18 protein-coding genes and 1 pseudogene are annotated in these 23354 nt (G+C 59.6%); 12 read left to right on the forward strand and 7 right to left on the reverse strand.

Going from position 1 to position 23354, the window contains the following annotated elements; all coding sequences use genetic code 11:
* Positions 1-167: 167 nt before the first annotated feature.
* The 6 genes from LT42_RS22390 (at position 168) to LT42_RS22415 (ending at position 10320) form a co-directional block, all read left to right on the forward strand.
* Entirely contained in the window at positions 168-1844 is a 1677-nt protein-coding gene (locus LT42_RS22390; RefSeq protein ID WP_037018330.1) for a fatty acid--CoA ligase, read from the forward strand.
* 359 nt (positions 1845-2203) lie between these two features.
* A complete protein-coding gene (locus LT42_RS22395; RefSeq protein WP_037018333.1) occupies positions 2204-4126 on the forward strand; it encodes a DUF1302 domain-containing protein in 1923 nt (640 codons plus the stop codon).
* A 14-nt stretch (positions 4127-4140) separates the two neighbouring features.
* Positions 4141-5505 carry a DUF1329 domain-containing protein gene (locus LT42_RS22400; protein WP_037018583.1) on the forward strand — a complete coding sequence of 455 codons (1365 nt, stop codon included), beginning with the start codon at positions 4141-4143 and terminating at the stop codon, positions 5503-5505.
* A gap of 329 nt (positions 5506-5834) precedes the next feature.
* Positions 5835-8597 (forward strand): winged helix-turn-helix domain-containing protein, encoded by a 2763-nt coding sequence (locus LT42_RS22405; protein WP_037018336.1) that lies wholly within the window; start codon positions 5835-5837, stop codon positions 8595-8597.
* A 113-nt stretch (positions 8598-8710) separates the two neighbouring features.
* Positions 8711-10033 (forward strand): type II toxin-antitoxin system HipA family toxin, encoded by a 1323-nt coding sequence (locus tag LT42_RS22410; RefSeq protein ID WP_037018338.1) that lies wholly within the window; start codon positions 8711-8713, stop codon positions 10031-10033.
* Positions 10030-10320 carry a helix-turn-helix transcriptional regulator gene (locus LT42_RS22415; RefSeq protein WP_037018341.1) on the forward strand — a complete coding sequence of 97 codons (291 nt, stop codon included), beginning with the start codon at positions 10030-10032 and terminating at the stop codon, positions 10318-10320. Before LT42_RS22410 ends, LT42_RS22415 begins: the two co-directional genes overlap by 4 nt.
* Before the next feature lie 33 nt (positions 10321-10353).
* On the opposite strand, the gene LT42_RS22420 is transcribed toward LT42_RS22415, so the two are convergent.
* A complete protein-coding gene (locus LT42_RS22420; RefSeq protein ID WP_037018343.1) occupies positions 10354-11553 on the reverse strand; it encodes a cyclic di-GMP phosphodiesterase in 1200 nt (399 codons plus the stop codon).
* A 425-nt stretch (positions 11554-11978) separates the two neighbouring features.
* Here LT42_RS22420 and LT42_RS22425 point away from each other — a divergent pair, with 425 nt between their 5' ends.
* Positions 11979-12680, forward strand: coding sequence for a YiaD family glycine zipper/OmpA-like lipoprotein (locus LT42_RS22425; protein ID WP_037018345.1), 702 nt, complete (start codon positions 11979-11981; stop codon positions 12678-12680).
* 57 nt (positions 12681-12737) lie between these two features.
* Here the strand turns inward: LT42_RS22425 and LT42_RS22430 are convergent, their stop codons facing one another.
* The 3 genes and pseudogenes from LT42_RS22430 to LT42_RS25480 all read right to left on the reverse strand — a co-directional run bounded on the left by LT42_RS22430 (position 12738) and on the right by LT42_RS25480 (position 16276).
* Complete coding sequence (locus tag LT42_RS22430) at positions 12738-13646, reverse strand: acyltransferase (RefSeq protein WP_037018347.1); 909 nt, start codon at positions 13644-13646, stop codon at positions 12738-12740.
* A gap of 80 nt (positions 13647-13726) precedes the next feature.
* Positions 13727-15820 (reverse strand): phosphate acetyltransferase, encoded by a 2094-nt coding sequence (gene pta / locus LT42_RS22435; RefSeq protein WP_037018349.1) that lies wholly within the window; start codon positions 15818-15820, stop codon positions 13727-13729.
* A 94-nt stretch (positions 15821-15914) separates the two neighbouring features.
* Positions 15915-16276 (reverse strand): annotated as a pseudogene (locus LT42_RS25480) (DUF3565 domain-containing protein).
* On the opposite strand from LT42_RS25480, the gene LT42_RS22440 reads away from it, so the two are divergent.
* The 3 genes from LT42_RS22440 to LT42_RS22450 all read left to right on the forward strand — a co-directional run bounded on the left by LT42_RS22440 (position 16245) and on the right by LT42_RS22450 (position 18551).
* Complete coding sequence (locus tag LT42_RS22440) at positions 16245-16730, forward strand: FKBP-type peptidyl-prolyl cis-trans isomerase (RefSeq protein WP_037018350.1); 486 nt, start codon at positions 16245-16247, stop codon at positions 16728-16730. The pseudogene LT42_RS25480 and the gene LT42_RS22440 sit on opposite strands and share 32 nt — an antisense overlap.
* Before the next feature lie 114 nt (positions 16731-16844).
* Complete coding sequence (locus LT42_RS22445; RefSeq protein ID WP_037018353.1) at positions 16845-17327, forward strand: glutathione peroxidase; 483 nt, start codon at positions 16845-16847, stop codon at positions 17325-17327.
* Positions 17328-17447: 120 nt separating this feature from the next.
* Positions 17448-18551, forward strand: coding sequence for an NADH:flavin oxidoreductase (locus LT42_RS22450; protein ID WP_037018355.1), 1104 nt, complete (start codon positions 17448-17450; stop codon positions 18549-18551).
* A gap of 114 nt (positions 18552-18665) precedes the next feature.
* On the opposite strand, the gene LT42_RS22455 is transcribed toward LT42_RS22450, so the two are convergent.
* The gene (locus LT42_RS22455) at positions 18666-19832 is read right to left on the reverse strand and encodes a glycosyltransferase family 4 protein (protein WP_037018358.1); all 1167 of its coding nucleotides are present in this window, start codon (positions 19830-19832) and stop codon (positions 18666-18668) included.
* A 165-nt stretch (positions 19833-19997) separates the two neighbouring features.
* On the reverse strand, positions 19998-20300 hold the full coding sequence (locus LT42_RS22460) for a hypothetical protein (protein ID WP_037018361.1): 303 nt from the start codon (positions 20298-20300) through the stop codon (positions 19998-20000).
* Between the two features lie 206 nt (positions 20301-20506).
* Between LT42_RS22460 and LT42_RS22465 the strand changes: the two genes are divergently transcribed.
* Entirely contained in the window at positions 20507-21139 is a 633-nt protein-coding gene (locus LT42_RS22465) for a DUF4234 domain-containing protein (protein WP_037018363.1), read from the forward strand.
* A 76-nt stretch (positions 21140-21215) separates the two neighbouring features.
* Here the strand turns inward: LT42_RS22465 and cysZ are convergent, their stop codons facing one another.
* Positions 21216-21971, reverse strand: coding sequence for a sulfate transporter CysZ (cysZ, locus tag LT42_RS22470; protein ID WP_037018365.1), 756 nt, complete (start codon positions 21969-21971; stop codon positions 21216-21218).
* A 377-nt stretch (positions 21972-22348) separates the two neighbouring features.
* On the opposite strand from cysZ, the gene trxB reads away from it, so the two are divergent.
* Positions 22349-23311, forward strand: coding sequence for a thioredoxin-disulfide reductase (gene trxB / locus LT42_RS22475; protein ID WP_037018368.1), 963 nt, complete (start codon positions 22349-22351; stop codon positions 23309-23311).
* Positions 23312-23354: the final 43 nt, after the last annotated feature.

Raw genomic sequence — 23354 nt, forward strand, 5'->3', positions numbered from 1 at the left:
GTCTGCGTTTGGTCTTGTTTTTATATCCTTTGGCTGACAACCCAATACCGCATGGACGTCGGTGACGTGCGCTGACACGATTCATCCCTTCGGCTGATTTAATCGACGCCCCAAGGCTCTAGAGTGCATAGTTCCAGCCCCCCACTGCACCGTGACAAGGGATTCCTATGCTGCACACCCGCGTGATTCCGCCCGCCGAAGGCGCTTACCAGTACCCTTTGTTGATCAAGCGACTGCTCCTGTCCGGCGCGCGTTACGAAAAGACCCGTGAGATCGTCTACCGGGATCATTCGCGCTTTACCTACCAAATGCTCAACGAGCGCATCTGCAGGCTCGCCGGTGCGCTCACTGCAGCAGGGGTCAAGGCCGGAGACACGGTAGCGGTGATGGACTGGGACAGCCATCGGTACCTGGAATGCATGTTTGCGATCCCGATGATTGGTGCCGTCGTTCACACCGTCAACGTGCGTTTGTCCCCCGAGCAGATCCTGTTCACCATGAACCACGCCGAGGATAAGGTCGTCCTGGTCAACAGCGAATTCGTCCCTCTGTACAACGCCATTGCCGGTCAGCTGACGACGGTGGAAAAAACCGTTCTGCTCACAGACGCCGACGACAAGTCCGCTGACCTGCCTGATCTTTTCGGCGAATACGAGGCCTTGCTGGCTGCGGCGAGTCCGCACTACGAGTTCGAGGACTTCGACGAAAACTCGGTGGCGACCACGTTCTACACCACGGGCACGACCGGAAATCCCAAGGGCGTGTATTTCACCCATCGCCAGTTGGTGCTGCACACCCTGGCGATCGCGACGATTTTGGGCAGCGTGGAGGGCATGCTCGGCGGGGACAAGGTTTATATGCCGATCACGCCCATGTTCCACGTTCACGCGTGGGGCGTGCCCTATGCCGCGACGATGCTCGGGGTCAAGCAGGTCTACCCCGGCCGTTACGATCCCGAATTGCTGGTGGCGCTGTGGCAAAAAGAGAAGGTCACGTTTTCCCACTGCGTGCCGACCATCATGCAGATGGTGCTCAACGCCAGGGCTGCTGAGGGCATGGACTTCACCGGCTGGAACATCATCATCGGCGGCAGCTCGCTCAATCGTTCGCTGTACGAAGCGGCCAAGGCCAGGGGCATTCAGCTGTCGGCGGCTTATGGCATGTCCGAGACCGGGCCTCTGGTCTCGGTGGCGCATATCAACGATGACCTGATGGCCGCAGGTGAAGATGAACGCACCACGTATAGACTCAGGGCCGGGGCACCGGGTGTGCTGGTCGAGGCGGCGATTGTCGATGGCGAAGGTAATTTCCTCCCTTCCGATGGCGAAACCCAGGGTGAGCTGGTATTGCGCGCGCCGTGGTTGAGTGGAGGTTATTTCCGCGAGCCGGAAAAGGGCGCAGAGCTGTGGGCGGGAGGCTGGTTGCACACCGGGGACGTGGCAACGCTGGACAGCATGGGCGGGATCGACATCCGCGACCGCATCAAGGATGTCATCAAAACCGGCGGGGAGTGGGTGTCTTCCCTGCAGCTGGAAGATCTCTGCAGCCGCCATCCCGGAGTGCGTGAAGTCGCGGTGGTGGGCGTGGCCGATCCTCAGTGGGGGGAGCGGCCGTTCGCACTGCTGGTCGTTCGCGAGGGCCATGTTCTTGATGCCCGGACGCTGAAGGAACACCTCAAGCCGTTTGTCGAGCAGGGGCACATCAACAAGTGGGCGATTCCAAGTCAGATCGCCCTTGTTACCGAAATTCCCAAGACCAGTGTCGGCAAGCTCGACAAAAAGCAGATACGCCTGAACATTCTCCAGTGGCAGGCCAGCAACAGCACCTTCCTCTCTACGCTCTGACGCTCCTGCCCGCGGCCATTTTTATCGGCGTCGTCCCATGAAAATGTGCCGCGAAGGCTCTATTCCGGCGTCTTCCTTGCCAATCCTTCTTTTTCGGCCATGCTCCCTACGGGTTGTGAACTGCCAGTGCGCGATCGGCGCGGCAGAAGCGTTGACGCTGTAAATCACACTTTAGAGGGATCAAGCAGTAGCACCTGCTGGCTATAGTCGGCGGTAGGTACCGGAAAAAAGCGCATGGCTCGTTTCGCAGTTGATTGGCTGCCCGACCGGCGTTGACACCAGGCACTGCGGCCCGTCCGCCTGAGTCGTTTCTGAGAGCACCCACTGCCATAAAAATAAAAGCACATGGAGTAGCGTCGATGACATCAGCAAACCTGTTCTGGCGCCGGGCGAAATTGCCCCTGGCCGTCAGCCTCGCTTCCACGCTCGCCGGTCCTGCGTTCGGCGTCAGCTTCAATATCGGGGAAATCGAAGGCAACTTCGACTCGTCGCTCTCTGTAGGGGCTAGCTGGTCCACCGAGAATGCCAACAAGAACCTCATCGGCTCCAACAATGGTGGGCATGGGCTTTCGCAGACGTCAGACGACGGTCACCTGAATTTCAAGAAAGGCGAGACCTTTTCCAAGATCTTCAAGGGCATCCACGATCTCGAGTTGAAGTACGGCGACACTGGCGTGTTCTTGCGAGGCAAGTACTGGTACGACTTTGAACTCAAGGATGAAGGCCGCGAGTTCAAGGACATCAGTGACTCGGGCCGCAAGGAAGGCGCCAAATCTTCAGGTTTCGAACTGCTCGACGCATTCGTGTACCACAACTATTCCATCGCTGATGAGCCGGGTTCGGTGCGTCTCGGCAAGCAAGTCGTCAGTTGGGGTGAAAGTACGTTCATCCAGGGCGGCATCAACAGCATCAACCCGGTCGACGTGTCCGCGTTCCGTCGTCCAGGCTCGGAGATCAAGGAAGGCCTGATCCCGGTCAACATGTTTTACCTGTCGCAAAGTCTGACCGAAAACCTTTCGGCAGAGGGTTTCTACCAGCTGGAATGGGATCAGACTGTCGTCGACAACTGCGGGACTTTCTTCTCGCAGCCGGACGTGATCGCGGATGGCTGCAACAGCAACCTGGCGGTGCTGCGTACCCGCAATAGCCTCAATGGCGCTCTGCCTGCCGCGTTGCGTGGCCCTGTTCAAAGAACGCTGGCAGCGCGCGGCGTGACCTTTGGCAATCCTGACGAGGGTGCGGTGGTCGCTCGCGGCCCTGATCGCGATGCGCGGGACAGTGGCCAGTACGGCCTCGCCATGCACTACAACTTCGAGCCGCTGGACACCGAGTTTGGCGCTTACTACATGAATTACCACAGCCGTCTGCCGATCTTCAGCGGCAAGGGTGGGCCGGCCAGTGCTTACAGCGCAGCGGGCCTGGTCGGAGGTTTGGCAAGCAACGGAGTCCCTCGCGGTGTTGCGGCGAGTCTTGCTCCGACCCTGCTGCCTGTGGTGGTCGCCGGCAACTCTAGTTACTACGTCGAATACCCGGAAGACATCCACCTGTTCGGCCTGAGCTTCTCCACCACCTTGCCCACCGGCACGGCCTGGAGCGGCGAACTCAGCTACCGCCCGAACGCACCGGTGCAGCTGAACACCACCGACATTCTCTTCTCCGGGCTCACGCCGTTGAATCCGAACGTTGCGCTGCTGCAAGGCGCGCCAGGCCAGGATCAGAAAGGCTATCGCCGCAAGGAGATCAGCCAGGCGCAGACAACCTTCACGCACTTCTTCGATCAGGTGATGGGCGCCGAACGGCTGACCGTGGTGGGTGAGGTGGGCTGGACCCACGTCGGTGGTCTGGAAAGCACTTCCAAGCTGCGTTATGGCCGCGACCCGAGTTACGGGCCTGGTCCGCTGCCGGGTGGGCAGTGCACAACCCTCAACGCCAGCACCCTGGGCACTGCCGCGCAGAACAACCTCAGTCGTTACTGCGAGAACGAAGGCTTTACTACCACCGATTCGTGGGGTTATCGCGCCCGTGCCATCTGGGATTACAACAACGTCTTCGCCGGCGTAAACCTGCGCCCGAGTGTGGCGTGGTCCCACGACGTCGACGGCTACTCGCCGGGCCCCGGCGGTAACTTCGAGGAAGGTCGCAAAGCGGTCAGTCTGGGCCTCGACGCCGAGTACCAGAACACTTACACCGCGAACCTTTCTTACACCAACTTCTTCGACGGCAAGTACACCACTGTGGATGACCGCGACTTTGTGGCCCTCAGCTTCGGCATGAACTTCTAAGGACAATTATGAAAATGAAAATCACGAAGGGTCTGTTGCAGGTTGGCGTGCTGGGGCTGTCGTTGCTGGCGACCAGCGTGATGGCAGCGGTGTCTGACGCCGAAGCCGCCAAGCTGGGCACCACGCTGACCCCGATGGGAGCCGAGAAGGCCGGGAACGCTGCCAATACCATTCCGGCCTGGAGCCCGATGCCGACCAATGCGGGTGCCGTGGATGCTAAAGGCTTCCTCGCCAATCCCTACGCGAACGAGAAGCCGCTGTTCACCATCACCGCGCAGAACGTGGACCAGTACAAGGACAAGCTTGCCCCGGGCCAGTACGCGATGTTCAAGCGTTACCCGGACACCTTCAAAATGCCGGTTTACCCTTCCCATCGCGGCGCGACCGTGCCGGCCGAGGTGTTCGCCTCGATAAAGAAGAACGCCACCAACAGTAAGCTGGTCGGCGGCGGCAACGGGCTGGAGAACTTCGAGACTGCGGTGCCGTTTCCGATTCCAAAAGACGGCCTCGAAGTGATCTGGAACCACATCACGCGCTATCGTGGCGGCAGCGTCTCCCGGCTGGTGACCCAGGCGACGCCGCAGACCAACGGCTCGTTCAACCCGGTGTATTTCCACGACGAGTTCGTGTTCCGCGACAAGATGAAGGATTTCGATCCGAAGAATCCGGGCAACATCCTGTTCTACTTCAAGCAGGAAGTGACTGCGCCGGCGCGTCTGGCGGGGTCCGTGCTGCTGGTTCACGAAACTCTTGATCAGGTCAAAGAGCCTCGTGCGGCCTGGGTGTACAACGCCGGTCAACGTCGGGTGCGCCGCGCCCCTCAGGTGTCGTACGACGGGCCGGGTACTGCCGCCGATGGGCTGCGCACCTCCGACAACCTCGACATGTTCAACGGCGCGCCTGACCGCTACGACTGGAAGCTGATCGGCAAGCAGGAGCTGTACATCGCGTCCGACAGCTACAAGCTCGACGATCCGAAGTTGAAATACGCCGACATCATCAAGGCTGGCCATATCAATCAGGATCTGGCGCGCTATGAACTGCGACGCGTGTGGCACGTCACCGCCACGCTGAAAGAAGGCCAACGCCACATCTACGCCAAGCGTGATTTCTTCATCGACGAAGACACCTGGCAGGCGTCGGTCATTGATCACTACGACGGTCGTGGCCAACTGTGGCGCGTGGCGGAAGCTCATGCCGAGAACTACTACGACAAACAAGTGCCGTGGTATGCCCTGGAAACCCTGTACGACCTGCAGTCGGGTCGCTATCTGGCGCTGGGCATGAAGAACGAGGAGAAGAAAGCCTACGACTTCGGTTTCACGGCCACCGCCAGCGACTTCTCGCCCAACGCACTGCGCCAGGACGGCGTGCGCTAAGGGCTGACTGAATGAGCGGAGAGCGTGCAATGTTGATCACAGCTGCAGCGCACTGAAGTCCTCCGCTGTTTCACCCTATGGCTGAACCCCATGGAGCAGAAAGGAAACACCCCAACCGGTCGGGGTGTTTTTTAATCCGCCCACCGCGCTGCCCCTCTACCCCCGCCATCGCAAACACCCGCCCTCAGACATATAAACCGACATTCGCCCTGTTGATTGGATATGTTTTCTTACAGTCTTTCGTCTAACACTGTTCTAAAGGCTGTCCATAGCCGCTAGTCTCCCGACATCTGAACGCCGAACAACAAGCACTCCAACAAGAGCCGGCCATGACTGATCTGTCGCGTTTGCAAGGATTCGCAAATCACGCAGTCACTGCGTTGGAAGGCCGTTTCTTCCGTCCGCCGCTGCCTGAAGGCTACGTATCGAGGCCTCGATTGTGCGAGCGGCTGAGTGCCGGTTTGTCAGGGCGGTTGTTGCTGATCAGTGCGCCGGCCGGGTTCGGCAAAAGCTCGCTGGCGGTGGAGTTTTGCGAGAGTCTGCCCGCTCAGTGGCAGAATCTCTGGCTCGGCCTGAGCCATCGAGACAGCGACCCGGGCCGGTTTCTTGAACGGCTTCTCAGTGGTCTGCAGCAGTTTTTTCCTCAGTTGGGTGGCCAGGCCCTCGGCCTTCTCAAAATGCGTCAGCGCCATCAGCCTTTTGCCTTTGAAGAATGGCTGGACGGTTTGCTGGATGAGCTGGCGATGCACCTGATGTTGAGCAAGCCGCTGTTGCTGGTGCTCGATGACTATCATCTGGTACAGGGCCCGGTCCTGGACCGTTGCTTGCAGTTTCTCCTCAATCACCTGCCTGCGGGCATGAACATTTTAGTCACCAGCCGTCAGCGGCCTGAGTGGCACCTCGCGCGTCTGCGCCTGTCACGTCAATTGCTTGAACTGTCCGAGCAGGATCTGCGGCTGACCGACGATGAATCGCTGGCCGTGCTGGATCAGCAGCGAAATTCTCTGAGCGATGAGGCATTGCGCGCACTGCTTCAACGCAGCGAAGGCTGGGTGGCCGGCTTGCGATTCTGGCTGCTGGCGGCGCACGAGGCCGGCAGCAACGCGCTGACTCAGGAGCTTAATGGCGGCGAGGGACTGATCCGTGACTACCTTCTCGAGGAAGTAATCGACTGTCTACCGGCAGACGTTCAGGCATTTCTTTATGAAACCGCCTGCCTTGAGCGCTTCAGCAGTGCCTTGTGCGATGCAGCGCGGGACAGCCACGACAGCGTCCAGATGTTGGATTACCTGAAAGCGCATCAGGTCTTTTTAGTCCCGCTGGACGAGCACGGTCGCTGGTTCCGCTATCACCACCTGTTCTCCGATTTGCTGCGCGCGCGTGCCGGAAACAACGTGACACCACAGCAACGCAGGGTGCATCTGAACGCCTGCCGCTGGTTTAGCGAACAGGGTTTGCTTGATGAGGCCATCGAGCAGGCGCTGCGTGCAGGGCATCTGGATGTGGCGGCCAATCTGGTGCAGAACCTTTCCGAAGAGCAACTGCTGGCCGAACAGAACGTCGGCATGCTGTTGCGCTGGAAAATGGATTTGCCCGACAGCCTGCTGGTCAGTACGCCGCGTCTGATCGTGCTGTATGCCTGGGCGCTGGGTCTGGCGTGTCAGTTGGATGCGGCCGAGGAGCTGGGCAATCATCTCAGTCGCTTCCTGCCAGCGCCGTCTGCGACGGCTCAAAACTCCATGCTGGCGCAATGGCTGGCGCTGAGCGGCATCATCGCCCGGGGCCGCGGTGACAGCGAAAAAGCCCGTCGATACTGCGGCGAAGCGCTGGCCAGTCTGCCTCCCAGGCGTTATGGCCAACGGCTGCTGTGTCTTTCGACGCTGGCCAATCTGGCCATCGCCGAAGGAGATTCATGGGGCGCCAGGGCGCTGAACCGTGACGCACTGGAGCTGGCGCAGCGGGTGGCGAATCCGCTGTTCGAGGCACTGGCGCACTATGATCGTGCCCGCACCTTGCAGGCTCGGGGCGAGACGCTTCGTTCGATGGAGGAAGTGCGCCAGGGCTTGCGCCGTCTCAACGGTTTGTCCACTCAGCGGCTGTACGCCGTACGCGCCAGGCTGACGTTGTACGAAGGTTATCTGCTGGTGCAGTTTCTTCAGCCAGAAGCGGGGCGCGAGCGGCTTGATGCCGGGCTGGCCGAAGCGCGCGCCTGCCGAGACATCAGTGTGCTGATCGGGCATTGCGTGATTGCCGGCATGGAAGGGCGCGAGGGGCGATATGCGCAGGCTTTCGCCGAGCTGGCCGAGGCCGAACGGCTGATGCACATCTGGGACGTCCCGCCGGTTTACTACCTGGCAATGATTACCTTGGCCAAATGTGAGCTCTGGCTGGCTCAGGGCCGCATCGACCTTGCCGATGCCTGGCTGCTGCGATTGGGCCAAACCTATGGCGGTAACCAACCCGCCGCGGCGCCCGAATGCTCGCCGCAATTGCCGCAACAGATCGAGACGCTTCGGGCCGTTCTCGACCACATTCAAGGGCGCACGGACGAAGCCATCGCACGACTTCAGACACTTCGGCAGTATGCCGAAGGGGTTGGCGCCGGGTTGCTCGGCCTTAATGCCCTCAGCCAACACCTCCTGCTGTTGCTTGACTCATCACGCGCGCCTGAGGCCGAGGCCCTCTTCGTGCAAAGTCTCCAACTCGCAACGGGCGGGGCAGTCTTGCCATTCCAGCGATTGATTAGCCGTCACCCCGAGTGGCTGCGCGAGCAATTGTGCAAACGGCCATCGTGCCGCCTGGTCGACTACCTGCTCCAGCAACTTCCTCTTTCCGCTCACGGCGATGGCCCACTGTGCCTTGGGGTCATCAGTGAGCCGGGAACCTGCCACGGCAGCGACAGCCTGAGCGCCCGGGAGCTTGGCGTGCTGCAGCTGATCGCGCAGGGGTGTTCGAATCAGGAAATCAGCGAGCGCCTGTTTATCTCCTTGCACACCGTCAAAACCCACGCCAGCCACATCAACAGCAAACTCGGCGTGGAACGACGGACTCAGGCAGTGGCACGGGCACAGGAGATGGGATTATTGAATTGAGAATTCGGCATTAAATTGCCGAAGAACTTCGTTTCTCGGTGTTTTTAGGCATTAAATTGCCTTTTTCGTTATTAGGTCCTATTGTTTAGGCATTAAATTGCCGAGCAGCTTTTATGCAGCTGACCCTCCAACTCCACCTGGCAGGCCACTGGCATGACGCGATGCGTATCGATGTCGATAAGCCTGAGGCCGGGCTGGACAGCCCGTGCAGCTTTGCCTACGAGCAGGCGTTTCTGGTGGACCACCTGAATGCCCTTGCGCGTCCGACTTCGCCCTCTGTGAGCGCTCGAGTACCACTGGGCTGGGATCTATTCAGAACTGCTGGATTGCCGGCCTTCCTGCACGACATTATTCCTGCGGGCGCGGCCCGCCGTTTTTTGCTGGCGCGTCTTGCGTTGCCGGGCGGTGAAAATTACCCGGCCGATCTGGTGCTGTTACAGCGCTGTACGCCAGCGCCCGTCGGGCATATGCGCATCAAGGAATCTTTCGAAGCCCTGTCTCAGGCCAGCAGCATCGGTTTTGACCGGGCCGAAGTGGTCGCTCGGGACAGCCGCTTTCTGGAATATGCGTACGAACAAGGCGCAGCCGTGGGGGGGGCAACGGGAGCAGGGGGTGAGGCGCCCAAACTGCTGCTGGTGGAGGACTCAGAAGGGCGGCTGCACCCGGATGCAGCGCTCCCGGACAGCGACGTCCGCCAGCACTGGTTCGTGAAGTTTTCGCGAAATAAGGGCAACGATACCGATCGCACCATTCTTAGAAGCGAGTTTTGCTACTACCAGGCGCTGCAGCGCTTGGGTGAGCGGACCGTACCGTGCGAAGGCATGACGCTTGAAGAAGCCCGCAAGCCCAGCCTGTGGATGCAGCGCTTTGATCGCAGCTTGGTCGGGGGCGGCGTGCAAAGGCTGGCGGTGGAGTCGGTTTACTCCCTGGCAGATATCACCCGTCCCGGTGCATACATGACACACGTTCAGGCGGTGAGTGTGCTGGCTGATGCCTGGTCAGCAAACGGTCAGCAAAAGGATATTCCGCAACTGGTGGTGGAGTACCTGCGCCGCGACCTGGTCAATCAGATTCTGGGGAACAGCGACAACCACGGGCGCAATACGTCGATCCTGCGCGATCAGCAGCGCCTTTCCCTGGCGCCCATTTATGATTTGGCGCCCATGGTCATGGACGATGAAGGCGTAACTCGTACCACCAAATGGCCCAGCCCTATCGAACGCGCCGGTGAAGTGGACTGGCGCGAAGCGTGCCGGGCATTGTCCGCCTGGGTCGACCCGGAGGAACTGTTTGAAGGACTCCGGGATGACTGCCAACGTTTACGGGCATTGCCTGATCTGCTGAGTGAAATCGGATTGCCGCAGAAGACATTCAATCACCCACGCGTCATGCTGGCGCGGCTCGATGCAACCCTCAAGCAGTGGGGTTTGCTGTGAGCGACGATATACGCCAACGCGGACTCATCCTTGATGAGCTTCGGGCCCAGCTTCTGGACGGGACTGTCTCGATGGGCCACGCAGTGAAACGGCTTCGAACCGAAATAACCGGGTTGCGTCAGGAGCAGTTCGCTCAAATGTGCAAGATATCCCTCCGCACTCTGCGCCAGCTGGAGCAGGACGAGGGCAATCCCACCTTACAGACACTCAATGCGGTGTTCACGCCCTTCGGCATGCAGGTCGGCATCATCCCTCTGCGACGCAGGCCTGCGCCTACCGTTCCCTGACGTGGAGGTACGCCGGCGGCGTCGGCCCGCGGATCAGGCTGCGGGCTGACCCGCCCACATGCTGTTGACGTCCAGCAGGCCCCAGTCTTCAGCCAGCTCGAATTTGACGATGCCGTCCTGGACTGCCGGACTGGCCAGATTGATGATCTCAGGCTCAAAGGGCATCCTGGTCCGGGTGGATAAAAACACCTTCACTTTTGGGTGCAACAGGGAGGTTTCGTCCTGTTCGACCACCACGCCCAGGCGTTCGCTTTTCAGCCGAACCAGCGCGCCGACGGGGTAAATTCCCACGGTTTTGACGAAGTGCTGAAAAATCGTCACGTCAAAGTGGCCTTTCCAGGAGGCCATTTCGCGTACGGAGTGCGCTGCGTCCCAGCCCTTTTTATAGGGCCGGTCCGACGTTACGGCGTCATATACGTCACAGATCGCGCCCATCTTGGCGAGCAAACTGATCTCGTCGCCTTTCAGGCCATGGGGATAACCGCTTCCGTCGACCTTTTCGTGATGATGAAGGCACACGTCCATTACCAGTCGCGTCACGCGCTCGCAGCCCTGAAGAATCTCCAGGCCGGCCTGAGGGTGGTGTTTCATGACCTCGTACTCTTCGTAGGTCAGGCGATCCGGCTTATTGAGAATGGCCGAATCGATCATCATTTTGCCGACGTCATGCATTAGCCCGGCGACCCCTGCCTCACGTACCTGGTCTTCATCCAGGTCCATCTGCCGAGCCAGCGCCACCATCAGTGCGCACACCGCCACTGAGTGCATGTAGGTGTACTCATCGGTTGTCTTGAGGCGCGACAGGCTGATGAGCGCGTGGGGGTGACGCATGACGGATGTCGAAATCTCCTCGACCAACAAATCGACATCCTCGGTGTTCATCGCCCGGCCCATACGGGCGTCGCTGAACATTGTCATCACGGCTGCCTTTGCGCGGCCACAGATCAGGCGCGCGCGGGCCATCTCCACTTCCAGGCTGCACGGAGCAGTACTGACAGGGTCGGGACATTCATCCACGACCTGTTCAGCCTGCTGGCTGGCGACGGGGCTTTTGCCCAGTCGGGTGTCGATCCAGACCTCACGGGTCGATGCCTGTATCTGCCGCAGTACGGCATCGTCATCAAGTTCGCGCTCGACGTGCGCGGTCCAGAAAGGATCATTGACGCGAGGACGGCAGAACTCGTGGATGTACATGCCCAGCGTGAGGTCCGATACCGGGATTTTTCTTAGCATAAATTGAGCTCTTGCGCGTAAGGACTGCGCTGCCTTGCTTGAAAGTGAGAGCATATTTTGTGGGTTGCTTTATCACTGCGCTCTCCTGTGCTTGCGCAACGCCAGTATAGGAAAGGACGGGATAAATAAAACCACCCGGTAGCAGGTGGTAATGGCGGCTCACTTGGGTGGATAGTGATGGAAATCAGGGTGTTACTGAAGTAACTCAAGCGGATGAGACTATTCGCCAATCGAAAAATGCGATGAACAGCACATTAAATAGGGCTATATATTTTTCAATTATTAACTAAAGAAAATATTGTTCCGGCCGTGCGCTCTGCGGTTCAGCCCGTGTTAAGGAATTTTTGACCTGGACCGTGCTCTAATCGGCGAAATCATCGGCCTTTGTTGTTGGCCGTAGAAAAGCAAAACAGGAGCTCTCCTTGATGTTTACCTTTCGCCGTTTGATCATTGCTGCCACCGCATTTACCGTGCTTTCTGGCTGCGCAACGCAGAACCCTTATGACAACCAGGGGCAGGCGCAGAACTCGGGTGGCGTGAGCAAGACCGCCAAGTACGGTGGGCTGGGTGCACTGGCGGGCGCCGTTGCCGGTGCTGCCATTGACCATAACCACCGTGGCAAAGGTGCATTGATCGGCGCCGCCGTAGTGGGTGCTGCTTCGGCCGGTTACGGCTATTACGCTGATAAACAGGAAGCCGCGCTGCGCGCCAGCATGGCCAACACCGGCGTTGAAGTTCAGCGTGAAGGCGACAACATCAAACTGGTGATGCCGGGCAACATCACGTTTGCCACCGACTCTTCAGCCATCGCCAGCAGCTTCTACTCGCCGCTCAATAATCTCGCGGGCTCGCTGAAGCAGTACAACCAGAACATGATCGAAATCGTCGGCTACACCGACAGCACCGGCAGCCGCCAGCACAACATGGACCTGTCACAGCAGCGCGCTCAGAGCGTAGCGACGTATCTGACATCCCAAGGGGTTGATGCGGCTCACTTGTCGGTGCGCGGCGCCGGTCCCGACTCGCCCATCGCCAGCAACGCTGACGTCAATGGACGTGCCCAGAACCGTCGCGTCGAGGTCAACCTCAAGCCGATTCCAGGCCAGCAATACCAGCAACAGCAGTAAGTGTTAACGCAGCATCAAAAAACCCCGGCCATTGCGCCGGGGTTTTTGTTTTAAGTGTTAACGGGCCTGACCCGGATACTGCGCGTGCATCTGCGTGAGCAGGGCATCTTTCTCTTCCCACAGCGCGTTGATCCACTGCTGGAATTCCAGGCGATAGGCATCGTCCTGATCGTAGCTTTTGCCAATGAACTGCGGCGGAATCTGCACCTCCTCGAAATGGGCAACCACTTCTCGAACGTTGCCGCACAGCAAGTCCCAGTACCCTGGCCGACCGGCCGGGTAATGAATGGTCACGTTGACGATGGATTCCAGTTGTTCGCCCATGGCGTCCAGCACGAAAGCGATGCCGCCCGCCTTGGGCTTGAGCAGGTGGCGGAAAGGCGAGTTCTGCTGCGCATGTTTGCCTGCGGTAAAACGGGTGCCCTCAACGAAGTTGAAAATGCCCACCGGATTGTTGCGGAACTTCGCGCACGTGCGTCGCGTGGTCGCCAGGTCCTTGCCCTTCTTTTCGGGGTGTTTGGCCAGGTACGCCTTGCTGTATCGCTTCATGAACGGAAAGCCCAGCGCCCACCAGGCGAGTCCGATCACCGGTACCCAGATCAACTCTTGTTTGAGAAAGAATTTGAGCGGGCGAATGCGTCGGTTCAGCACGTACTGGAGCACCATGATGTCGACCCAGCTTTGGTGATTGCTCGTCACCAGGTACGAATGCTGATAATCCAGCTTCTCCAGTCCGCTCAAGTGCCAGCGGGTATGACCGAGCAGGTTCATCCAGGCATTGTTGTTGCTGATCCACGCCTCGTGGATGTGGCTCATCATCCAGTCCGTGACTTTTTGCGCGCCCGGGAAGGGCAGGCAGAGTTTGAAGATGGCCACGATGAACAACGGTGTACAGCAAAGAATCGTGTTGAGCGCCAACAGCAGGGAGGCAATGACGCCGCGCAAAGGGGCGGGCAGGAAATCCATGTAAATCGAACTCCGGGTGGGGTCGGCCACCGGTGGGATCCGGCGGGTTGATTATGGGCAAACGATATTGCAGCGCGGCGTCATTGCGGCAGGGTGGCCGCCTGGATCGCCGTGAGCGCGATGGTATAGACGATATCGTCAACCAGAGCGCCACGCGGCAGATCGTTGACTGGCTTGCGCAAGCCTTGCAGCATCGGACCGAGACTGACGCAATCCGCGCTGCGCTGCACCGCCTTGTAGGTCGTGTTGCCGGTGTTCAGGTCGGGAAACACGAACACGTTGGCGCGACCCGCCACCGGGCTGTCCGGGGCCAGTTGCCGGGCCACGTTTTCGTTGGCTGCGGCGTCGTACTGCAACGGCCCGTCGATCAACAGACCGCGCTGGGTCTCCCGCGCCAGCTGCGTAGCTTCGCGGACTTTTTCCACTTCTTCGCCACTGGCCGAATTACCGCTGGAGTAGCTGATCATCGCCACCCGCGGCGACAGACCGAACGCGACAGCGGAGTCGGCGCTCTGCACGGCAATCTCCGCCAGTTCGGTGGCTGTCGGGTGCGGGTTCATGATGCAGTCGCCATACACCAGCACCTGCTCGGGAAACAGCATGAAGAAGACCGACGACACCAGCGTGCAGCCCGGCGCTGTCTTGATCAGTTGCAGGGCCGGTCGAATGGTATTGGCGGTGGAATGAACAACCCCTGACACCAGCCCGTCCACTTCGTCGAGGGCCAGCATCATGGTGCCGATGACTACCGGGTCTTCCAGTTGCTGTTCAGCCATCGGCGCATTGAGGTTTTTGCTGCGGCGCAGCTCGACCATCGGCGCCACATAACGCTCGCGTATCTGGTCCGGATCGAGAATTTCAAGGCCTTGGGGCAGCTCGATACCGTGGGCCCGGGCGACTGCGTTCACCTCTTCAGGCTTGGCCAGCAGCACGCATCGCGCAATGCCACGGGCCTGACAGATCGCTGCAGCCTGTACGGTCAAAGGCTCGGCACCTTCGGGCAGCACGATCCGCTTGTTAGCCGCTTGGGCGCGCTGTATCAACTGATAGCGGAACACCGCCGGCGACAGGCGCATTTCCCGCGGCGTCCCGCAGCGCTGATGCAGCCAGTTGGCATCCAGATGGCTGGCCACGAAATCGGTGATGATCTCCGCGCGCTCGCGGTCATCGATGGGGATTTCCTTGTTCAGCTGGTTGAGCTGCGTTGCGGTGTCATAGGAGCCCGTGCTCACCGAGAGCACCGGCAGACCTGCCTGCAACGCGCCCCGGCACAGATCCATGATTCTTGGGTCAGGCAGGGTATCGCTGGTCAGCAACAGCCCGGCCAGAGGGACGCCATTGAGCGTCGCCAGACTCACGGCCAGAATGATGTCGTCGCGATCGCCCGGCGTTACCACGAGCACGCCGGGCTTGAGCAGCTGCAGCGTGTTAAGCACCGTACGTGCGCAAATGATGATCTTGGACATCCGGCGCTGTTCATAATCGCCGGCATTGATGACCTGAGCCCCAAGCAGATCCGCCACATCGCGGGTGCGCGGTGCGTTCAGGTCCGCCTGAAACGGAATGCAGCCGAGTAGGCGGAAGTCGCCGCTGCGCAACAGCGGCGAGTGCTCCTTGAGCCGCGCCGAAAAGGTTTCCATGCTTTCATCTGTGCGCACCTTGTTCAGGATCACACCGAGCACTTTAGGGTCCTTCGGTCCGCCAAACATCTGCGCCTGAAGCTCGACGCGTCCGGAGAGCTCGGTCAGCACCTCGTTTTCCGGGGCTGACACCAGGATGACTTCCGCATCCAGCGCCTTGGCCATGTGCAGGTTGACCCGTGCCGCGTAGCTCGCGCTGCGTGTCGGCACCATGCCTTCGACGATCAATACATCCCGACCGATCGAGGCTTCCTGATACAGCTTGATGATCTCTTCGAGCAGCTCGTCGAGCTGGCCCTCGCCAAGTCGGCGCTCGACGTGAGCAAGCCCTAATGGCTTGGGCGGCTTGAGTCCGTGCGTGCGGGCAATCAGCTCGGTCGAGCGCTCCGGGCCCAGATCGCCTGGATGAGGCTGGGCAATCGGCTTGAAAAAACCGACCTTGAGTCCGGCGCGCTCCAGGGTGCGAACCAGCCCCAGGCTGATGGACGTCAAGCCCACACCAAAGTCTGTGGGCGCGATAAAGAAAGTCTGCATGCGGGCTTCTCGAAAATGAGCAGTGCAAAGGGCGTGGCGCTATGAGTTCAGCCATCGGACCGGATAAACCAGGACGCTGTTCAGTCGCAGCGTCTCATCGGGGCACAAGGTTATCGTTAACCGGGCCTGGCGCGCACCAGCCGCAGCGAAAGCATTGACCGATAGTTGCCAGACGCTGCTCGGCATCAAGCACCCAGGGGCGGGATTGCCATGGCGGGTCGTGGCGTAAATGCTGGGTGTGACCGCAGGACAGTTCGACGACCCAATGGCCGTCCAGGTCCTGATGAAACCCGGTAATAGTTGGTTGGGCGGAGGGGGCTTTGAGGGATTCCAATCGGGGCCGTCCGTCTGAGTTGCGTTCGCTTTCGCGCGATTGCTTGGTTAGACTTGTTCGCTCATCTCTATTTGCAAAAGGTCTCGCCCCATGCCGATCGCCGCCAACAAGGCTGTCTCCATTGACTATACCCTGACCAATGACGCTGGTGAGGTCATCGACAGTTCTGCCGGCGGCGCGCCGCTGGTTTACCTGCAAGGCGCAGGCAACATCATCCCGGGTCTGGAAAAGGCGCTGGATGGCAAGGATGTCGGCGACGAACTGAAAGTGTCCATCGAGCCGGAAGACGCCTACGGCGAGTACTCCGCCGAACTGGTCAGCACGCTTAACCGCAGCATGTTCGAAGGTGTCGACGAGCTGGAAGTCGGCATGCAGTTTCACGCTTCCGCGCCCGACGGCCAGATGCAGATCGTGACTATCCGCGATCTGGACGGCGACGATGTGACAGTCGATGGCAACCACCCATTGGCCGGCCAACGCCTGAACTTCGATGTCAAAATCGTTGCCATCCGTGATGCAAGCGAAGAAGAACTGGCCCACGGTCACGTGCATGGCGAAGGTGGTCACCACCACTGATTGTCCTGCTAAGCTGATTGAGCTGGCCAGGCGTCCTCGCGGTCTTGTGAAAACAGCGGTTTTCGCAGTCTGTCAGGGCGCTTTTTTTGGTAAACAGGTTCCAGGGGAGTTTTCATGAGTGTATTTCACGAGCTGAAGTTGAAAGCTCTGGATGGCCAGGAGCTACCCCTCGCGCCGCTAAAGGGCAAAGTGGTTCTGGTGGTGAATGTCGCCTCCAAATGCGGCCTTACGCCTCAATATGCAGCGCTCGAAGTCCTGTACCAGAAATACAAGGACCGAGGCTTCAGCGTTCTCGGGCTTCCGTGCAACCAGTTCGCTGGTCAGGAGCCTGGCACTCAGGAGGAGATTCAGACGTTTTGCTCCCTGAACTATGGCGTAACGTTCCCTTTGGGTGACAAGGTTGATGTCAACGGTCCTCACCGCGATCGTCTGTATCAAATGCTGGCGGGGGAAGGTGCGGAGTTTCCGGGTGATATCACATGGAATTTCGAGAAATTTCTGGTAGGCCAGGACGGCCGGGTGCTTGCCCGTTTCTCTCCTCGCACGACGCCTGATGATCCCAAGGTCATCGCTGCCATCGAAAAAGCACTGCCCTGATCGGGCATTGCGTCCCTCTTTTGAACCTTAATCACCCCAGTCAATAGTGCTTCGTATCTGCGGCAGTTCGGCCCATCCTGTATGACCTTCATCATATTTTCGGACGCCGAGGAAGCCCGCATGCCCGTTCAAGCCCTCTTCAAACCCTTCCATCTGGGCAGCCTTGAGCTGCCGACGCGCGTCGTGATGGCGCCGATGACTCGCTCGTTTTCACCGGGCGGGGTGCCCAATTCAAAGGTGATCGATTACTACCGCCGTCGCGCGGCTGCGGGTGTGGGTTTGATCATCACCGAGGGCACGACGGTAGGGCACAAGGCGTCGAATGGCTACCCCAACGTGCCAAGGTTCTTTGGCGCGGATGCACTCGATGGCTGGCGCAAAGTGGTCGAGGCCGTCCATGAGGAGGGAGGCAAGATAGTGCCTCAGCTCTGGCACGTGGGCGCTGTACGTCGCCTTGGCACCGAGCCCGACGGAGCGGTGCCCGCCTATGGTCCGACCGAGAAGCTCAAGGATGGAAAGGTCGTTGTTCACGGCATGAACAAAGAAGACATCACCGAGGTCATCTCGGCGTTCGCCCAAGCGGCAAAGGATGCCAGGGCCATCGGCATGGACGGGGTGGAAATTCACGGCGCCCATGGCTATCTGGTCGATCAGTTCTTTTGGGAGGGCTCTAATCAGCGCACCGACGAGTATGGGGGTGATCTTGCCCATCGCTCGCGCTTCGCCATTGAGCTGATCCAGGCCGTGCGCGAAGCCGTCGGGCCGGATTACCCGATCATCTTTCGCTATTCGCAATGGAAGCAGCAGGACTACAGCGCACGTCTGGTGCAAACCGTGGAGGAGCTCGACGCGTTCCTCAAGCCGCTGTCTGAGGCGGGCGTCGATATATTCCACTGTTCTACACGGCGTTTCTGGGAGCCCGAATTTGAAGGCTCGGAGCTTAATCTCGCTGGCTGGACGCGCAAGCTCACGGGCAAACCGACCATCACCGTGGGCAGCGTAGGCCTGGATGGAGAGTTTCTGCAGTTCATGGTCAACACCGACAAGGTCGCACAGCCAGCGAGCTTGGAAAATCTGCTCAAGCGTCTGGGCGACGAGGAATTTGATTTGGTAGCGGTGGGCCGGGCGCTGCTGGTCGACCCGGACTGGGCTTTAAAGGTAAGAGAAGGGCGCGAGCACGACATCCTGCCGTTCAGTCGTGAGGCGTTGACTCGACTGGACTGAGGGTCGGTGCCCAACCGGTCCGGTGTTGCTTAAGAGAGTCATCGGCATCGGACCTTGCCGTGGGAGTGAGCGAGATCACTCCCACCTGTATCACGCAGAGCACACGGTGGACGATCAAACGCCCAAAATTACTCCATGCGGAGTCTCGCACGCCACTCGCAGGTAGTTTTCGAAAGCGTCGATAATCCCGGCCCAACCCTGGCGGCTGGCATGCTGGCGGGCGTTGAGCCTAACCCGACGCAAGGTTTCGTCATCCTCCAGCATCCATCGGGCCGCATCAATGAAGCCTTCCTCATCGCCCGGCATCGCCACCGCGCCGTTATGGCCGTGGTGGATGTGCTGCGCCGCTGCGGCCTCGTCGTAGGCCACCACGCCCAGGCCGGACGCCAGGGCCTCCAGCACCACGTTGCCGAACGTCTCGGTCAGACTGGGAAACAGAAAAAGGTCGCACGATGCGTAGTGGGCCGCCAGCGCATCGCCGCGCTGTGTGCCGCAAAAGATGGCATCGGGGAGCTGGCCCTCCAGCATTGACCTGACCGGTCCGTCGCCGACGATCACCAGCTTGAGATTCTTCTCGGGGTAAGTGCTGACCAGAGCGTCGAAGGTGGGCTTCAGCAGGCCGAGATTCTTTTCCGCAGCCAGCCGACCCACGTGCAGCACCGCCGTATCCCCCGTTTCCAGTCCCCAGCTTTCGCGCAGGGCGCTCGAACGTTTCGAGGGGTGAAACAATTGGCAGTCCACACCGCGCGACAGCAATTCAAGGCGTTCAAAGCCCCGTCGTTCAAGCTCGGTCTTCTGGGTAAAGCTGGGCACCAGTGTTGCGCTGGAGCGGTTGTGAAACCATCGCAAATAGGTGGTCATCAGCCGGGTCAGGAAACTCAGCCCGTACTGCCGCGTATATTGCTGGAAATTGGTATGGAAGCCGCTGACGATGGCAATCCCAAGCCGGCGTGCCGCCCGCAGCGCCGAAAGCCCCAGCGGCCCTTCCGTCGCGATATACAGCACGTCGGGGCGATTGCGCTGCCAGCGGCGCAGCAACTTGTGCATCGACGACTGTCCCCACTGCAGCCCCGGATACCCGGGTATGGGCCAGCCGCGGCACAGCATCAAATCGGCTTCCGCCGCGCGTAGCCCATCGTCGTTTTGCCGCGGCCGGATCACCTCGACCCGATGCCCGCGCACGCGCAAGCCATCGCACAGGCGACTGAGCGTGTTGGCCACGCCGTTGATCTCGGGCGCATAGGTCTCGGTGATCAGAGTGATGTGCAGGGATTTACTCATGCCAGCAGTTTCCGAGCACAGCATTGCGCTTGTGTGGCCGTTGGGTGATGGATTTGTGACCGCAAATGACCAACCAGAAGCAATATGGCTTCGCTCGAGCCTGACCATTTGATAAGACGATCCAGAGCGGTCGGGTTCGAGCAAGGCTGCGGGCTACCGGACGTGTCACTCGCCGACGGTGAATGGCACCAGCCGTGACCCACCGATGCGCTCGAAGGCGGCCGGCGCTGGCTCGTAATGGGTCTGCACCGGGTTCAGGCTGATGAGTTGCAGGGGCGAGCGGGGCTCGCTGGGCCTGGCAAGGTTCGCGGCTTCAGCCTTGAGGGTCTGTGAAACGAACGGCTGGGTGGCCTGAGCCAGTGCTTGCATGAAGGCGGGGGCATTGGGTTCCGGCTTCGTGCGCCTGTCCATCAGGGAGGAGCCAGGGCTGGTGATTGTTTTGATCGGAGTGCTCGGTGTGGATTCCATGGGCGTGTAACTCCTCGGGATGGTTATGCCGATTGGTACAAAAGGGTCGGCAAATGCTCGCCCGGAGTGGGCATGTCCATGGTTAAACAGGAAGGCTGTGGGACGTGGCGAATACCGTCGTAGGAATCGTCCTGATTTTTCCCGGGTTGATTAAAAGAGTGTTTCCACCTTTAGCATGCGTCGCCTCAACTTCTGGAGGAAACGCTGTGTCCGAGCAATTCAATGCGCCACCTGCTGCCGACCTGACGGCTTTGCCTACAAGCGGCCCGCCGTTTTATACCGTGTCGCTGATCAAGCTGACGGTGATGATGCTGATCACCTGCGGGCTGTATGGGCTCTACTGGTATTACAAAAACTGGTCGCGTTACAAAGCGTATTCGGCGAAACCGATCTGGCCGGTCCCGCGTGCGATTTTCTCGTTGTTTTTTGTGCCGTCCATGTTTGGCAAAGTGGACGCGTTGCTTAAAGAAAAAGGGCAGCGAGGGGTGCCTTATTGGGGCGCGCTTGCGGCAGCCATGATTCTCCTCGCGCTGGCGCCGTCCCTTGTCGTGTTTGTCCATGGCATCGCAGCAGGCTTGCGAGGTGGCGCTTCGGCAGGCCTAGGACTTATCCCGTTAGGGATATCCGTCATTTCGACGTTCGCACAGTTCCTGATCATGCTCAGAGTGCAGTCGTTCATTAACCAGCTGAACCGCGACGCCGAAGGAAGCTGCAAGTGTGGTTCTACCTTCGGTGAAGGTATATGGGCGATGCTGGGCTTAATGTGCTGGGCAGTTGTGATAATTATCGTTGTGATGATTGAATCTATCAGAATGTATTTCTCCAGCCGTGGCCTTTAGCCAGATGAGCGAGTAGCTACACTGGTAGATCCTGCACTCACACAGAAAAGGCCTCCATCGAGGCCTTTTCTCTGCATCAGCGAATGCGCTCTGCCAGTGTCTCCGCACCGCGTTCCCTCACCCAGAATAACGTCGCGCCCGCCACCGCAGCTGGCATCATCAGGATGTTGACCACCGGGATCAGCAGCACCAGATAAACGATCCCGCCAAAACTCATGCTTTGCCAACGCTTGGCGCGAAGCCAGGCAAGCATGTCCTGCCAGCTCATCTTGTGGTTGTCGGCGGGGTAGTCGATGTACTGGATCGCCATCATCCAGACGCCGAACATCAGCCACAGCGGCGCAGCGATCAAGTTCACCACCGGAATCCACGAGAGGATGAACAGCCCGATGGCACGGGGCAGAAAGTAGCCAAGCTTGCGCATTTCACGGCTCAGGGTGCGCGGGATCATTTCGATTAGTTCGCCCCAGCTGAACGCCGGGAAGTCGTCCGTCCCGCGCAAGACCACTTCTACCTTTTCAGACAGGAATCCGTTGAACGGCGCGGCAATAATGTTGGCGATCATGGTGAAGGTGAAGAACACCATCAAGGCCACAAGCACGACGAATAACGGCCACAGGATGTAGTTCAGAAAGCTGAGCCAGCCGGGAAGGGTGGGCATGAAGGAGTCCACCCACAGCCTGAACTCATGGCCGGCGAAGTAGATCATGGCGCTGAACAGCACCAGATTGATCGCCAGTGGCAGCAGGACGAACAGTCGCAGGCCGGGGCTGAGCACCAGCTTCAGACCTTCGCGCAGGTATTGAGGGCCGGAAAGGGCGGGTGCAGGCATGGGTGCCTCCAGTCAATGATGTCGCGCCGACCTTACCGGCTTTGCCTCGCGGGCGGAAGCACAGCGGGTCCGGCGACACTCACTGAAACACTCCTGCGGCGGCAGGGTCTGAGCATAATCATCGCCGCTGTGAAGCCAGCGCGCATAGCGCTGGCCTATGGGCTGGATTGTGAAACGATATTTCCTTAATCTTCCTCGCCCCGATAAGCTTGCGGGCAAGTTTTGTCGCATCGTGTCTCACGTTGCGAGTGCATTTTCAGGATGAGCGGGTGCCTTACACGGGTGGCCCCGCCAAGCCAACCCTTCCAACCGGTACGCCGGTTCAGTTCAAGTGACTCCGACCACACGTAACGATGGCCGGTCAATAGGAGTGTGTCATGTCTGATGTACGTCATTCGCGAGTGATTATCCTTGGCTCCGGCCCAGCCGGTTACAGCGCTGCGGTCTACGCCGCTCGCGCCAACCTCAAGCCGCTGTTGATCACCGGGATGCAGGCAGGTGGTCAGCTGACGACCACCACCGAAGTCGACAACTGGCCGGGCGACCCCCATGGCCTCACAGGCCCGGCACTGATGGAGCGGATGCGCGAACACGCAGAGCGCTTCGAGACAGAGATCGTTTTCGACCACATCAACGCTGTGGACCTGGCCGGCAAGCCGTTCAGCCTGAAAGGCGACAATGCGACCTACACCTGCGACGCGCTGATCATCGCTACCGGGGCAAGCGCTCGTTACCTCGGCCTGCCTTCCGAAGAAGCGTTCATGGGCAAAGGCGTTTCGGCCTGCGCAACCTGCGACGGTTTCTTCTATCGCAACAAGCCGGTCGCCGTTGTCGGTGGCGGCAACACGGCCGTCGAGGAAGCGCTGTACCTCGCCAATATCGCCAGCAAGGTGACTCTGATTCACCGTCGCGAGACCTTCCGCGCCGAGAAAATCCTCATCGACAAGCTGCATGCGCGCGTGGCCGAAGGCAAGATCGAGCTCAAGCTCAATTCTACTCTCGACGAAGTTCTGGGCGACACCATGGGCGTGACCGGTGCGCGTCTGAAAAACAACGACGGCAGCTATGACGAAGTGAAGGTCGACGGCGTATTTATTGCCATTGGCCATACGCCGAACACGTCGCTATTCGAGGGCCAGTTGGCGCTCAAGGACGGCTACATGGTTGTTCAAGGTGGCCGTGAGGGTAACGCGACGGCTACCAGCGTTGATGGTGTGTTTGCCGCCGGGGATGTGGCAGATCACGTCTACCGTCAAGCCATCACCTCGGCAGGTGCAGGCTGCATGGCTGCACTGGACGTCGAGCGCTACCTGGACGGCTTGGCCAACGTCTCGTTCTGATCAGGCATTCAGGCACAAAAAAACCGGCTCATTGAGCCGGTTT

The sequence above is a fragment of the Pseudomonas lutea genome (assembly GCF_000759445.1).
Classification (GTDB): Bacteria; Pseudomonadota; Gammaproteobacteria; order Pseudomonadales; family Pseudomonadaceae; genus Aquipseudomonas; species Aquipseudomonas lutea.

What these genes read in the sequence shown, in the direction of transcription:
- LT42_RS22390 (WP_037018330.1), top strand. Translation starts at nt 168, where the DNA reads ATGCTGCACACCCGCGTGATTCCGCCCGCCGAAGGCGCTTACCAGTAC.
- LT42_RS22395 (WP_037018333.1), top strand. Translation starts at nt 2,204, where the DNA reads ATGACATCAGCAAACCTGTTCTGGCGCCGGGCGAAATTGCCCCTGGCC.
- LT42_RS22400 (WP_037018583.1), top strand. Translation starts at nt 4,141, where the DNA reads ATGAAAATCACGAAGGGTCTGTTGCAGGTTGGCGTGCTGGGGCTGTCG.
- LT42_RS22405 (WP_037018336.1), top strand. Translation starts at nt 5,835, where the DNA reads ATGACTGATCTGTCGCGTTTGCAAGGATTCGCAAATCACGCAGTCACT.
- LT42_RS22410 (WP_037018338.1), top strand. Translation starts at nt 8,711, where the DNA reads ATGCAGCTGACCCTCCAACTCCACCTGGCAGGCCACTGGCATGACGCG.
- LT42_RS22420 (WP_037018343.1), bottom strand. Translation starts at nt 11,553, where the DNA reads ATGCTAAGAAAAATCCCGGTATCGGACCTCACGCTGGGCATGTACATC.
- LT42_RS22425 (WP_037018345.1), top strand. Translation starts at nt 11,979, where the DNA reads ATGTTTACCTTTCGCCGTTTGATCATTGCTGCCACCGCATTTACCGTG.
- LT42_RS22430 (WP_037018347.1), bottom strand. Translation starts at nt 13,646, where the DNA reads ATGGATTTCCTGCCCGCCCCTTTGCGCGGCGTCATTGCCTCCCTGCTG.
- pta (WP_037018349.1), bottom strand. Translation starts at nt 15,820, where the DNA reads ATGCAGACTTTCTTTATCGCGCCCACAGACTTTGGTGTGGGCTTGACG.
- LT42_RS22440 (WP_037018350.1), top strand. Translation starts at nt 16,245, where the DNA reads ATGCCGATCGCCGCCAACAAGGCTGTCTCCATTGACTATACCCTGACC.
- LT42_RS22445 (WP_037018353.1), top strand. Translation starts at nt 16,845, where the DNA reads ATGAGTGTATTTCACGAGCTGAAGTTGAAAGCTCTGGATGGCCAGGAG.
- LT42_RS22450 (WP_037018355.1), top strand. Translation starts at nt 17,448, where the DNA reads ATGCCCGTTCAAGCCCTCTTCAAACCCTTCCATCTGGGCAGCCTTGAG.
- LT42_RS22455 (WP_037018358.1), bottom strand. Translation starts at nt 19,832, where the DNA reads ATGAGTAAATCCCTGCACATCACTCTGATCACCGAGACCTATGCGCCC.
- LT42_RS22460 (WP_037018361.1), bottom strand. Translation starts at nt 20,300, where the DNA reads ATGGAATCCACACCGAGCACTCCGATCAAAACAATCACCAGCCCTGGC.
- cysZ (WP_037018365.1), bottom strand. Translation starts at nt 21,971, where the DNA reads ATGCCTGCACCCGCCCTTTCCGGCCCTCAATACCTGCGCGAAGGTCTG.
- trxB (WP_037018368.1), top strand. Translation starts at nt 22,349, where the DNA reads ATGTCTGATGTACGTCATTCGCGAGTGATTATCCTTGGCTCCGGCCCA.